Origin of the sequence: Ketobacter sp., from assembly GCF_003671495.1 — a bacterium.
Lineage (GTDB): Bacteria > Pseudomonadota > Gammaproteobacteria > Pseudomonadales > Ketobacteraceae > Ketobacter.
This window is the reverse complement of sequence record NZ_RCHN01000015.1, coordinates 334,590-346,957: the sequence shown is the minus strand read 5'-3', so window position 1 is coordinate 346,957 and position 12,368 is coordinate 334,590. Positions and strand designations below refer to the sequence as shown.

Sequence of the window (12,368 nt, the reverse complement as noted above, 5' to 3'; positions counted from 1 at the left end):
CTTCAAGAAAGCACAACATCAGGTAGGACAAGCATGGGATTCGGGCGCATTTTTCTTTTCATCTTCATCTTTGCACTGCTGGAAGCCATCGTACTGGGACAGGTGGCCCAGACCATCGGCTGGCCAGTGACCATCCTGTTGACGGTGCTCACCGCCATGATGGGGTCTTTGCTGTTCCGCTGGCAGGGGGTTGAGACCTGGATTCGGCTCAACAGCCGCATGCAGCAGGGGGAAATGCCCGGTGAGGAGATGGTGGAGGGCGTCATGCTGCTGTTGGGCGGCGCCCTGCTGATTACCCCTGGCTTTATCACTGACGCAATCGGGTTCCTGCTGTTGCTGCCCCAGAGCCGCCGCTGGATGGCGTCTTACATTGTGAAGAAGGGGGTGATGCAGGCTTTCAACCGGGGGCCGGGGCAGGGCAATGTCTGGGTCTACCAGCGTACCTGGCAATCTCGCAGCCCCGGGCAGACCTATGATGCCGAGCCCCCGGGATCAGGCCCCACGGTTCGCGAAGATCGTCAAGGCCATTTCATAATCGAGGGCGAAGTGGAGAAAAAAGACGACAGCCCCCAGCGCTAGCCGCCCCCGCTGAAAAAAACCTGCAATCAACCCTTGAAATCATAGCCGGCAACCCCACTTAAGGGGCATCCCCGGCAATGAGCCCACAAAAGCGCACAGGGCTCTTGACGGATGCATTCGCGACACTATTATTAGCACTCTGAGGTTGGGAGTGCTAATAATGGAAAGCGCTTCAAACGCACTAAGAAACTTGGCTTAAACAAGGCTAATTGGGAGATAGAAAACTCATGAAAATCCGTCCTTTGCATGATCGCGTCGTGATTCGTCGTGTTGAAGAGGAAACCAAAAGCGCTGGTGGTATCGTGCTGCCGGGTTCTGCTACTGAAAAACCTTCTCAAGGCGAAGTGCTGGCCGTGGGCCCCGGTCGCGTAACAGAAAATGGTGAAACCCGCCCTCTGGATGTCAAAGCCGGTGACAAGGTTATCTTCGGTCAGTACGCAGGCAGCACCGTTAAGATTGACGGCGAAGAGCTGTTGATCATGGGCGAAAGCGAAATCTTCGGCGTTCTGGAAGGCTAAGCCTCGAACCCGGTTTTGCTCTAATCCGCAATTAACGATTGAAGAAACTCAGGAATTCAAAAGGAAATTATCATGGCAGCTAAAGAAGTTAAATTCGGCGACAGCGCCCGCGCCAAAATGGTGAAAGGCGTTAACGTACTGGCAGACGCAGTTAAAGTAACCCTGGGCCCCAAAGGCCGTAACGTGGTTCTGGACAAAGCGTTTGGTGCTCCCACCATCACCAAAGACGGTGTGTCTGTAGCGAAGGAAATCGAACTGGAAGACAAGTTCGAGAACATGGGCGCCCAGATGGTGAAAGAAGTGGCTTCCCAGGCCAACGACGTGGCCGGTGACGGCACCACCACGGCAACCGTTCTGGCTCAGGCCATCGTGTCTGAAGGCCTGCGCGCGGTAGCCGCTGGTATGAACCCCATGGACCTGAAGCGTGGTATCGACAAGGCCACTGCCGCCGTTGTTGAACAACTGCAAAGCATGTCCACTCCCTGTGAAGACTCCAAGGCGATCGCCCAGGTGGGTACGATCTCTGCCAACAGCGACGACACCGTGGGCACCATCATCGCTGAAGCGATGGAAAAAGTGGGCAAAGAAGGCGTTATCACCGTTGAAGAAGGCAGCGGCCTGGAAAACGAACTGGACGTAGTGGAAGGTATGCAGTTCGACCGTGGTTACCTGTCTCCTTACTTCATCAACGATCAGGAAAAAATGAGCGTTGAGCTGGAAAGCCCCTTCATTCTGTTGGTTGACAAGAAAATCTCCAACATCCGTGACCTGCTCCCCGTACTGGAGTCTGTCGCCAAAGCCGGTAAGCCGCTGCTGATCATCGCTGAAGACGTTGAAGGTGAAGCCCTGGCGACTCTGGTAGTGAACAACATGCGCGGCATCGTTAAAGTGGCTGCCGTTAAGGCACCTGGCTTCGGCGATCGTCGTAAAGCCATGCTGCAGGACATCGCGATCCTGACCGGTGGTACCGTGATCTCTGAAGAGGTGGGTCTGTCTCTGGAAGGCGCCACTCTGGATGACCTGGGTACCGCCAAGAAAGTATCCATCACCAAAGAAAACACCACTGTGGTCGACGGCGCGGGTGAAGAGTCTGAAATCCAGGCTCGCGTCAAGCAGATCCGTCAGCAGATCGAAGAAGCCACTTCCGATTACGATAAAGAGAAACTGCAAGAGCGTGTAGCCAAGCTGGCTGGCGGTGTTGCTGTAATCAAAGTGGGTGCCGCTACTGAAGTGGAAATGAAAGAGAAGAAAGCCCGCGTTGAAGACGCGCTGCACGCTACTCGTGCTGCGGTGGAAGAAGGTGTGGTTCCTGGCGGTGGTGTTGCTCTGGTGCGCGCCCTGTCCAATATCGGTGAGCTGGTGGGTATTAACGATGACCAGACTGCCGGTATCCACCTGGCACTGCGCGCCATGGAAGCTCCGATCCGTCAAATCGCGTCCAACGCCGGTGCAGAAGCCTCGGTGGTGGTTGATAAAGTGAAGTCCGGCTCCGGTAACTTCGGTTTCGATGCGGCCACCGGTGAATACGGTGACATGATCGAGCTGGGTATCCTGGACCCTGCCAAAGTAACCCGTTCTGCGCTGCAGGCGGCTGCTTCTGTTGCGGGTCTGATGATCACCACCGAAGCCATGGTGGCTGACCTGCCGGAAGAGAAAGGTGCCGGCGGCATGCCCGATATGGGCGGCATGGGCGGCATGGGCGGAATGGGCGGCATGATGTAATCAGCCCCCGGCCCTCGCGCTGAACAAAAAGCCCGCTCCTATGAGCGGGCTTTTTTATGGGCACCCGCTCAACCCGGTTTGCCTCCCAGGCGTCTAAAATATAATTAAGATGAAGAGATTGTGGGGGGAACGGATGGGGCTTACTGAGGGAAAAGGCAAGCGCAGCCTGATGCTGACCTTGTTCGGGTTGCCATTTTTTTGTTTTGGCATTGGCTTTGGTTATTTCAAGCTGTGGCCGGAGCTGTCGATCTGGATGAGTGCTGCGTCCTGGCAACAGACCGAAGGCCAGTTGGTCTCCACCCGCCTGGACAGCTCTCGTTCCAGCGAGGGTTCCACTACCTATGAGGTGAAAGCCCGCTATCGCTACCAGGTGGATGGGCGCGAATTTGAAAGCGCCCGGGTCGGTATTCACACCGGCAAAGACAACATCGGTCGTTACCACCAGACCTGGTCCCGGCAACTTAGCCAGTCTCATCAAAACCGTTTGCCGGTAACGGTCTGGTATGACCCCCGGCAACCCTCCCGCTCGCTGCTGGATCGGGATTTGCGCTGGGGTTTGATGGCCATGCAGTTGGCGTTCGCTGGCGTGTTCAGTCTGGTTGGGGCGGTGTTGATGGGAGCAGGGTTACGCAGGGGCAAATCCGACCCTGATGCAGGGACGGACCCCGTCGCTGCCGACAGCGTGTCCACCCTGGATTTCAGTGACCGGTCCCCCATCGCCCCCAGTGCTGCCATGGGGCATTGGGGCATGTGGTTTTTTGCGGTGGTGTGGAACGCCATCTCCTTCCCGGCTGCCTTGGCGGGTTGGGATGAAATCCGCTCCATACGCAGCGCAGAAGACTATCTGGTGCTGCTGATCTTGCTGTTTCCCTTGGTGGGATTGTTCCTGATCTGGCAGGCCATCAAGGGCAGCATCCTGCATGTACGCTATGGTCAATCCTGCCTGGTAATGGACCCCAATCCCGGTCAGGCCGGGGGCCAGGTGGGGGGCGAGATCACCCTCAGCAAAGCCCTGCCGCTGGATGCGCAATGTGAAGTGCGGTTGGAGTGCCTGCATTCCCGCGAGACCCGCAATGCCAAGGGTGAACGCCGTACTTCCACCAGCGTGCTCTGGCAGGACATGATGATGGCGCCTGGGCGGCGCGAGGCGGATCAGACCAAAATTCAGTTTCTGTTTGACGTGCCCGGCGACCTGCCAGCGTCGCAACCCCAGTCCAAAGATTGGAAACACTGGAAGGTGCATGTGGCGGCAGACATACCGGGATTGGACCTGGCCCTGGACTTTGCAGTGCCGGTGGCCCAGGGTGAACGCCACAGCCTGATTCGTATGCCCGGGCGTGAGCGCCGGCAGCAGTTGCAGCGCACCCAGGAGCTGGCTCAGGTGCTCAACATTGAACAGAAAGGCGACACGCTTTACCTGAATTCGGAGTATGGCCGGGAACGGACCGGCTCCATTCTGGCCTTTCTGTTCGGTTCCATATTCCTGGCGGCCGGCATTGGAATCGGGTTTGCCCAGGTGGGCCCCGCCCTTATTGCGATCCCCATGAAGCTGCTGTTCTGTACGGTGTTTGGTGGTGTGGGGCTGTTGATCATGTTGATCGGGCTATTGACCCCCACCACCCGCCTGGACACGGCCATTGACCGGCACCATGTCCACGTGCGGCGGCTGTTTCTGGGTAGAGAGGTGTACCGCCGCAGCATTCCCCTGGACAGCATCACCCGGTTCGATGCCCACAAGAACAGCAGTACCAGCTCCGGCTCCCGCACCCGTAACTGGTTCCAGCTGCGAATCCATCATGATGGCCGGCGCCAGCCCATTGCCGAATCCATACCCGGACGGGTGCTGGCGGATGAGGCCCTGGCGTTTCTCCGCACCCACACCGGCTTGCCCTGAGGGTGTGCCGGTGGCGGGTTTGCCTTCCCGGGGGGCGGCCCGGTATAGTTACCCGCCCCGCGAAATTAGGCAACCAGAGCACGCTGATTTGGGGTAACCTGAGCCAAATGGCCTGACTTAGAACAATCGGAGCTGGAGAGCGACATGAGCGCTGACAACAAACTCATTATATTTGACACCACCTTGCGCGACGGCGAGCAAAGCCCTGGGGCCTCGATGACCCAGGAAGAAAAACTGCGCATAGCCAAGGCCCTGGAGCGCATGCGGGTGGATGTGATTGAGGCCGGTTTTGCCATTGCCAGTCAGGGGGATTTCGAGTCCGTCAAGGCGGTCGCTGACACCATCAAGGACAGCCGGGTCTGTTCTCTGGCGCGGGCCGTAGATGCGGACATCGATCGCGCCGGTGAGGCGCTGCAAAATGCCAATGCCGCCCGCATTCATACTTTCCTGGCCACCTCGCCGATTCACATGGAGTACAAGCTGCGCCTGTCCCCGGATCAGGTGGTGGAGCAGGCGGTGAGGGCGGTCAAACGCGCCCGCAACCTGTGTGATGACGTGGAGTTTTCCTGCGAGGACGCAGGCCGTTCCGAGCTGGACTTTTTGTGCCGGGTCATTGAAGCGGCCATTGCTGCCGGCGCCAGCACCATCAATATTCCCGATACCGTGGGTTACGCTGTACCGCAGCAATACGGCGACACCATTCGTCAGTTGATCGAGCGGATTCCCAACTCCGACCAGGCCATTTTCTCTGTGCACTGTCACAATGACCTGGGCTTGGCAGTGGCCAATTCCCTGGCTGCGGTGACCCAGGGTGCGCGCCAGGTGGAGTGCACCATCAACGGCCTGGGTGAGCGGGCCGGCAATGCCTCCCTGGAGGAGATCGTGATGGCGGTACGTACCCGCTCGGATTTCTTCAATATCGAAACCAACATCAACACCCTGGAAATCGTGCCGGCGTCGCGTCTGGTGTCGTCCATCACCGGTTTTCCGGTACAACCCAACAAGGCCATTGTCGGTGCCAATGCTTTCGCCCATGAATCCGGTATCCACCAGGATGGCGTCATCAAATACCGGGAAACCTACGAAATCATGAAGGCGGAAGACGTCGGCTGGAATGCCAATCGCATGGTGCTGGGTAAGCACTCCGGCCGCAATGCTTTCCGCGCCCGCCTGGACGAGCTGGGCATCAACCTCAAGTCCGAGCAGGAGCTGAACGCCGCCTTCCACCGGTTCAAGGAACTGGCGGATAAGAAACATGAGATCTTTGACGAAGACATACAGGCCCTGGTCAGTGACACCCAGCAAGCCACCGAGAATGAACAGTATTCCCTGGTGTCCCTGAGTGTCTGCTCCCAGACCGGGGAAACCCCCAACGCCAGCGTCGTCCTGAACATCGGCGGTGAGGAGCAGCGTTCAGAAAGCCCCGGGGCCGGCCCGGTGGATGCCACCTTCAAGGCCATAGAGCGTATCGTCAACAGTGGCACCAGCCTGGAGTTGTACAACGTCAGCGCCATTACCAGCGGCACGGATTCCCAGGGTGAAGTGACGGTGCGGTTGGAAAAAGGCGGTCGCATCGTTAACGGCCATGGGGCGGACATCGACATCGTCACGGCGTCTGCCAAAGCCTATCTGAACGCCCTCAATCTGCTCAGTGTGGAGCACCGAAAAGCCCACCCGCAAACGGCCGGTGTCTGAGTGATGCTGGAAAGCGAACGCCTGGCGTATCTCCACGCATTGGGTATCACCCAATATGGCTGCCAGCAACCCCTGGTCGGGGCCACTGCCCTGCCGGAGTTGTCGGCGGAGCAGATCTGGGGGGTGTCCGCCACGGAGGCGGTTGATGCGGTTGCCGATCGGGTGTCGACACCGGGTACCCAAGTGCAGCCGGCTCAGCTTCAATCTCCAGCGCCCTCTCAACCTGCACCCCCACCAGTCACTGGGCCGACCGTAGCGAGCGCGGCAAATACGGATGCCGCTGCAGAAGTGCCGCAGCTGGATGTCAGCAAGCTGCAACTGGAACAGGAGCGGGCCCCCAAACCGGTCCCCAAGCCGCAGGCAAAAGCCCAGCGTTTCGCCCTGGCGGTGATCACCCTGCCGCAGCGCTTCCGCTTGTTTGTTGAACTGGCGCAGGCGGATGCTCCGGGGTTGTCGGCGGTAGAGCACCGGATGGTTGCAGATCTTCTGGGAGTGCTGGATTGCCCCGGCGCGCTGGACCAGTTTGGTGCCAAACTCTATCGTTGGCCCCTGGTGGATAACCCCCGCATCGCCGCCGATCAACAGGCTGCCCGCGAAGGGCTGCTGGGTTTTGTGGCCAGCGCCCCGGTGGTCAGTAAAAGTGTGTTCCTGGGGTTGCGCGCCCCGTCGCTGCTGGTGGACGCCCAACCGGGTGCAAGGTTTGCGCTCACGGCCGAAGGCAACGACGACACTTTGATTACCTATTCCCTGCGGGAGATGCAAAGCGACTGGCGTCTGAAAGCAGAAGCCTGGCGCCAGATATTCCCGTTCCTGGCCGATCTTCGGAATCCTCAACCCTAGTCTCAGGATGACCATGCCCATCAGCTTGCTCAGTTTTCGCCATTTACCCAAGGTTATGGATATTGAGCAGCGGGCCTATCCCTGGCCATGGACAGAAGGCATGTTCGTGGACAGTTTGCGCAACGGCCATCTGTGTTACTGTATCCACGATCACGACACCCTGCTGGGGTATATCATCCTGTTTGTGGCAGCGGGGGAATCCCACGTATTGAATGTGTGTGTTGATCCCGATCAGCAAGGTCGGGGCCTTGGTCGGCGCCTGCTGGAACATGGGCTGGCCGCCGCCAAGGATCTGGGTGCTGAGGCGGCGTTTTTGGAAGTACGTGTCAGCAACGAGGCTGCCATCCGGCTGTACGAGCGCAACGGCTTCCTGCGGGTAGGGCGGCGCAAACAGTATTATCCGGCAGGGGACACCAGAGAGGACGCTTTGGTGTATCGGCGGGATCTCGGTGTGGTGGGGAGCGGTTCAAAGTAAGCCAGCGGTTCAAAACGAACCGGTGATTCAGACGATCATAGCGTTAATCGACAACAAGAGGCACAAATCATGGATCTGGAAAAGTTCGATGTTCAGTCCCTAATGGACAAGGCCATGGAGATGGTGGTGCTGTATGCGCCCAAGTTGATCCTGGCGATCATTACGCTGTTTGTGGGGCTGTGGCTGATCAATATGCTCAGCCGGGGCATTGGTTTCCTGTTGGAAAAACGCCAGCTGGACGTATCGTTGCGCCGTTGGTTAACCACCATTTTAAGTCTGGTGCTGAAGGCCTGTTTGCTGATCTCGGTGATTTCCATGATCGGCGTCCAGACTACGTCATTCATCGCCATGCTGGGTGCTGCCGGTCTGGCCATCGGTCTGGCGTTGCAGGGCAGTCTCACCAACTTTGCCGGCGGGGTGCTGATTCTGTTCTTCAAACCCTACAAGGTGGGGGATTACATCAAAACCAACGGAGAGGAAGGTTTTGTGGAGTCCATCGATATTTTCTATACCTTCCTGCGCACCATGGACAGCAAACACGTGATCCTGCCCAACGGTCCGCTCGCCAATGGCAATCTGGTGAACTACACCATGGACCCCACCCGGCGGGTGGAGCTGTCTGTGGGCATCAGTTATCACAACCGCTTTGAGGATGCCGAAGCGGCCCTGTTGGCGATGATCGCGGAGGAACCCCGGGTGCTGCAGGAACCGAAGCCATTTATCGGTGTCACCGGATATGGGGACAGTTCCATAGACCTTACCGTGCGCGCCTGGGTGAAGAACGAGGACTACTGGCCGGTGTTTTTCGATCTCAACAAACGGGTCAAACCGGCCCTAGATAAAGCCAAGGTCAGCATTCCATTCCCACAGCGGGATGTGCATCTGTTTCAACCAAAATCCTGATACACCGCTGTTTTCCAGCCCGTATCAATCCACTGCCGGTTTTCACCCTGGGGTGCAGCCGGCAGTGTGTTATTGGCGGGTATGAGCCGCTATAATGCGCCCCGTATTCATTGAGCAGGCTTTTCGGTGCGCGCCCTGTCGCGCTCCCAGCGGAATCAAGTATGGCAGACAGTAATTTTCTTAAAGAAATCAATGGCAGACGCACCTTTGCCATCATCTCCCACCCGGACGCGGGTAAAACCACCATGACCGAGAAGCTGCTGCTCTACGGCAATCAGATTCAGGTGGCCGGGACGGTAAAAGGGCGCGGTTCCGACCGGCATGCCACCTCCGACTGGATGGAAATGGAAAAGGAGCGGGGCATCTCGGTGACCACCTCGGTGATGCAGTTTCCCTATAAGAAATGCACCGTCAATCTGCTGGACACCCCCGGGCACGAGGACTTTTCCGAAGACACCTATCGTACGCTGACCGCCGTGGATTCCGCGCTGATGGTGATCGACGGCGCCAAGGGTGTCGAGCCCCGTACCATCAAACTGATGGAAGTCTGTCGGCTGCGGGATACGCCCATTCTGTCGTTCATCAACAAAATGGACCGCGACATCCGCGACCCCATTGAGCTGCTGGATGAGATCGAGAGTATCCTCAACATCAACTGTGCCCCGATCACCTGGCCCATTGGCATGGGCAAGCTGTTCAAGGGGGTGTACAACATTTATCAGGATACCACTTACCTGTACCGCACCGGGCAGGGCCACACCATTCAGGAAGTACGGGCCATCAAAGGCCTGGACAACCCGGAGCTGGACGCCGCAGTGGGCGACCTGGCCGGCGATCTGCGGGATGAGCTGGAGCTGGTGCAGGGAGCCAGTCATGAGTTCGACCTGCAGGCGTTTCGCGATGGCAAACTGACCCCGGTGTTCTTTGGAACCGCCCTGGGCAACTTTGGTGTGGATCATCTGCTGGATGGCCTGGTGGAATGGGCACCCAGCCCTCAACCCCGGGAGACGGACACCCGCAAGGTGGAGGCCCAGGATGAGAATTTCACCGGTTTTGTCTTCAAAATCCAGGCGAACATGGACCCCAAACACCGGGACCGGATTGCCTTCATGCGGGTGTGTTCCGGCCATTATGAAAAAGGCATGAAGATGCGTCACGTGCGCCTGGGTAAGGATGTGCGCATTTCTGACGCCCTGACCTTCCGGGCCGGTGAGCGCGAACATCTGGAGGATGCCTGGCCCGGCGACATCATCGGCCTGCACAATCACGGCACCATCCAGATCGGGGATACCTTCACCAGCGGCGAAGCCATGAACTTCCAGGGTATTCCCCATTTTGCGCCGGAGCTGTTCCGCCGGGTGCAGTTGAAAGATCCCCTGAAGAGCAAACAACTGCAGAAAGGCATCACCCAGTTATCGGAAGAGGGTGCCACCCAGGTGTTCATGCCCTTGCGTAACAACGACATCATCGTGGGTGCAGTGGGTGTGCTACAGTTTGATGTGGTGGCCTATCGCCTGAAAGACGAATACAAGGTGGAGTGTTCCTACGACAACATTAATGTGGCGACGGCCCGCTGGGTCTATTGTGACGATCACAAGATGTTGGAAGACTTCAAGAAGAAGTGCCATGGCAACCTGGCCATTGATGGGGGTGGCTACCTCACCTATCTGGCGCCCACCCGGGTCAACCTGGAGTTGACCATGGAGCGCTGGCCAGACGTTAAATTCAAGGAAACGCGGGAGCACTGATGGCCGGGTATCTGGTTGGCTCGTTACTGTTGACCTGGGTGCTGTGCAGCGCCCTCAACGGGTTTATTGAATACGCGGCCATTCGCCAGTGGTTGAATCGGGGCAAGGCCTTTGTCGGCATGATTGCCGGGGTGTTTGTGATTGCCGGGGTGATGGTGGCCCTGTCCCTGTGGGGGCTCACCGACTCCCACCTGGGTAAAGACGTCATGACTCCGCAACAGTTATCCACCACCGTACGCACCAGCATGATGGTCAACGTGCTGTTTGCCCTGGGTTACTGTGCCTTCCAGTTACGTCGGTTCTGGGAAGAGTAGGGCGGGCAGCCTAGCGTTGATAGCGCAGGCGGGTGCCTTTCTCCTGGGACAGGCGGATTTCGTCGGCGGAGAGTTCCTTGGGGAAGTAACAGCCGGAAATCTTCGCCTCACAGATGCTGGCACCCTCCAGTTGGGTATTGCGCAGGTCCACGCCCCGCAGGTCGGCCCCGCGCATGTAGGTATCCTGCATATTTAAACCATCTGCATTCATGTTGCGCAGGTCGATGCCCCGAAAATGGGCGCCCTGGAGGTCGACGGTCTTCCCCGCCTGACGGGCCCGGTTGAATGCCTCGATGTCTTCATCCAACAGCATTTTATAGAGTGGGTCGTTGGGATCGTAAGCCATATATTTCCTTCCTTTCTTTTTATATATAGCCAAAGACCCGGTGTTTTGCCTGCGGTTTCCTGATTGACCTCATAGTAATGAAGGGGCGGATTATGATTTAATGCGCATAGTTGGTTGTCTTGCTCGCCCAGGATTCGTTGTGAACCGGATTTCTAAAACACTTAACCAGGCGCTCCCCGTGCGTATCCTGCAACGGGTCAGTCGTGCGTTGCCGCTGCCCCGGCGTCAGGAAGCCACTCCCCGCAGCAGCTCCACCCTACTGGAAAATGCCTACGAAGCGGTGGTCACCGATGTCCGCCGGGAAACCACCCGCGCGGTGACCGTGGAATTTGAGCTGACGGAAGGCTATCGCCTCACCTACAAATCCGGCCAGTGCGTGACGGTGACGCTGCCCATCGGCCCCACCTTGTTTCAGCGTTGTTACTCCTTTTCCAGTGCGCCCGATGAAAATCGCTATGCCGTCACGGCCCAGCGCATTTTCCATGGCCGGGTGTCGTCCTATTTTTACAGTTCCCTGCGGGTGGGCGACCGGATCTATATTGACGACCCCATGGGCGATTTCGTGTTGCCCCGCACTCATCCGGAGGACCAGCGCTATGTGATGGTGGCCGGCGGTGCCGGTATCGTGCCCCTGTATTCTTTGATTAAAGATCTGTTGGGCAAAAATCCCATGGCGGAAATCCAGTTGATCTATGCCTGCCGCAATCAGGAGCAGGCGATTTTCCACCGCCAGTTGTTACGCCTGGAAAAAGATCACCCGGGTTTCTCCATCCGTTTTCAGTTCACCCGCAAAGCCGGTGACGGACATGACCCCTATCGCCGGCTGAACGGTGACAAGATCCTGTCCCGCCTGTCGGACCCGGCCAGTGCCCTGTTCTATATCTGCGGTCCCTATGGGTTGGTAAGCAAGTGCACAGAGGCTTTTCATGCGGCGGGTATTGCCGACTCCCGCATTCAGATTGAAACCTTCAGCTCGCCACCCGCCCGCTTGTTATCGGACGAGTTGCGGCCGCGCTCGATTACCTTCTTACCGTCCACTGTACTGGGCAATACCGTGCGGGTGCGACAAAAGCAGGTGGAAACCATTCTGGAAACCGCCCGCCGTAATGGGGTGAATATTCCGCAGAAGTGTACGGTGGGCAACTGCCAGACCTGCAAGATTCGAGTGAAGTCGGGCATGGTGGTGATGGATGAACCCAATTCCCTGAGCATTGACGACGCTAAAAGCGGTTATGTGCTGGGCTGTGTTGCCTATCCGACGGAATCGTTGGTGGTGAAGCTGCCGAATACCTGAACGTAACGGGTGAGGCGGGTCTGGGGTGCGGGACTTTTAT

The 12,368-nt window shown here is 57.8% G+C and carries 12 protein-coding genes; 11 read left to right on the top strand and 1 reads right to left on the bottom strand.

Going from position 1 to position 12,368, the window contains the following annotated elements; all coding sequences use genetic code 11:
* Positions 1-33: 33 nt before the first annotated feature.
* The 10 genes from D9N14_RS07895 (at position 34) to D9N14_RS07850 (ending at position 10,688) form a co-directional block, all read left to right on the top strand.
* Complete coding sequence (locus tag D9N14_RS07895) at positions 34-579, top strand: FxsA family protein (RefSeq protein WP_290578775.1); 546 nt, start codon at positions 34-36, stop codon at positions 577-579.
* Positions 580-806: 227 nt separating this feature from the next.
* Complete coding sequence (locus D9N14_RS07890) at positions 807-1,097, top strand: co-chaperone GroES (RefSeq protein WP_290578773.1); 291 nt, start codon at positions 807-809, stop codon at positions 1,095-1,097.
* Between the two features lie 72 nt (positions 1,098-1,169).
* A complete protein-coding gene (gene groL, locus D9N14_RS07885; protein ID WP_290578770.1) occupies positions 1,170-2,819 on the top strand; it encodes a chaperonin GroEL in 1,650 nt (549 codons plus the stop codon).
* Positions 2,820-2,928: 109 nt separating this feature from the next.
* Positions 2,929-4,713 (top strand): DUF3592 domain-containing protein, encoded by a 1,785-nt coding sequence (locus tag D9N14_RS07880; protein ID WP_290578769.1) that lies wholly within the window; start codon positions 2,929-2,931, stop codon positions 4,711-4,713.
* 144 nt (positions 4,714-4,857) lie between these two features.
* Positions 4,858-6,408 carry a 2-isopropylmalate synthase gene (locus D9N14_RS07875; protein ID WP_290578767.1) on the top strand — a complete coding sequence of 517 codons (1,551 nt, stop codon included), beginning with the start codon at positions 4,858-4,860 and terminating at the stop codon, positions 6,406-6,408.
* Between the two features lie 3 nt (positions 6,409-6,411).
* Positions 6,412-7,248, top strand: a complete 837-nt coding sequence (locus D9N14_RS07870) for a hypothetical protein (RefSeq protein WP_290578765.1) — start codon at positions 6,412-6,414, stop codon at positions 7,246-7,248.
* 13 nt (positions 7,249-7,261) lie between these two features.
* The gene (gene rimI, locus D9N14_RS07865; RefSeq protein ID WP_290578763.1) at positions 7,262-7,723 is read left to right on the top strand and encodes a ribosomal protein S18-alanine N-acetyltransferase; all 462 of its coding nucleotides are present in this window, start codon (positions 7,262-7,264) and stop codon (positions 7,721-7,723) included.
* 69 nt (positions 7,724-7,792) lie between these two features.
* Positions 7,793-8,626, top strand: a complete 834-nt coding sequence (locus tag D9N14_RS07860; RefSeq protein ID WP_290578761.1) for a mechanosensitive ion channel family protein — start codon at positions 7,793-7,795, stop codon at positions 8,624-8,626.
* A gap of 161 nt (positions 8,627-8,787) precedes the next feature.
* Complete coding sequence (prfC, locus tag D9N14_RS07855; RefSeq protein WP_290578759.1) at positions 8,788-10,374, top strand: peptide chain release factor 3; 1,587 nt, start codon at positions 8,788-8,790, stop codon at positions 10,372-10,374.
* Positions 10,374-10,688 carry a hypothetical protein gene (locus D9N14_RS07850; protein WP_290578757.1) on the top strand — a complete coding sequence of 105 codons (315 nt, stop codon included), beginning with the start codon at positions 10,374-10,376 and terminating at the stop codon, positions 10,686-10,688. The genes prfC and D9N14_RS07850 overlap by 1 nt, the downstream gene beginning before the upstream one ends.
* A gap of 10 nt (positions 10,689-10,698) precedes the next feature.
* Here D9N14_RS07850 and D9N14_RS07845 read toward each other — a convergent pair whose 3' ends face one another.
* On the bottom strand, positions 10,699-11,034 hold the full coding sequence (locus D9N14_RS07845; RefSeq protein ID WP_290578755.1) for a pentapeptide repeat-containing protein: 336 nt from the start codon (positions 11,032-11,034) through the stop codon (positions 10,699-10,701).
* Positions 11,035-11,173: 139 nt separating this feature from the next.
* Between D9N14_RS07845 and D9N14_RS07840 the strand changes: the two genes are divergently transcribed.
* The gene (locus tag D9N14_RS07840; protein ID WP_290578753.1) at positions 11,174-12,328 is read left to right on the top strand and encodes an iron-sulfur cluster-binding domain-containing protein; all 1,155 of its coding nucleotides are present in this window, start codon (positions 11,174-11,176) and stop codon (positions 12,326-12,328) included.
* Positions 12,329-12,368 lie beyond the last annotated feature (40 nt).

What these genes read in the sequence shown, in the direction of transcription:
- D9N14_RS07875 (WP_290578767.1), top strand. Translation starts at nt 4,858, where the DNA reads ATGAGCGCTGACAACAAACTCATTATATTTGACACCACCTTGCGCGAC.
- D9N14_RS07860 (WP_290578761.1), top strand. Translation starts at nt 7,793, where the DNA reads ATGGATCTGGAAAAGTTCGATGTTCAGTCCCTAATGGACAAGGCCATG.
- D9N14_RS07890 (WP_290578773.1), top strand. Translation starts at nt 807, where the DNA reads ATGAAAATCCGTCCTTTGCATGATCGCGTCGTGATTCGTCGTGTTGAA.
- prfC (WP_290578759.1), top strand. Translation starts at nt 8,788, where the DNA reads ATGGCAGACAGTAATTTTCTTAAAGAAATCAATGGCAGACGCACCTTT.
- rimI (WP_290578763.1), top strand. Translation starts at nt 7,262, where the DNA reads ATGCCCATCAGCTTGCTCAGTTTTCGCCATTTACCCAAGGTTATGGAT.
- D9N14_RS07895 (WP_290578775.1), top strand. Translation starts at nt 34, where the DNA reads ATGGGATTCGGGCGCATTTTTCTTTTCATCTTCATCTTTGCACTGCTG.
- groL (WP_290578770.1), top strand. Translation starts at nt 1,170, where the DNA reads ATGGCAGCTAAAGAAGTTAAATTCGGCGACAGCGCCCGCGCCAAAATG.
- D9N14_RS07870 (WP_290578765.1), top strand. Translation starts at nt 6,412, where the DNA reads ATGCTGGAAAGCGAACGCCTGGCGTATCTCCACGCATTGGGTATCACC.
- D9N14_RS07845 (WP_290578755.1), bottom strand. Translation starts at nt 11,034, where the DNA reads ATGGCTTACGATCCCAACGACCCACTCTATAAAATGCTGTTGGATGAA.
- D9N14_RS07880 (WP_290578769.1), top strand. Translation starts at nt 2,929, where the DNA reads ATGAAGAGATTGTGGGGGGAACGGATGGGGCTTACTGAGGGAAAAGGC.
- D9N14_RS07850 (WP_290578757.1), top strand. Translation starts at nt 10,374, where the DNA reads ATGGCCGGGTATCTGGTTGGCTCGTTACTGTTGACCTGGGTGCTGTGC.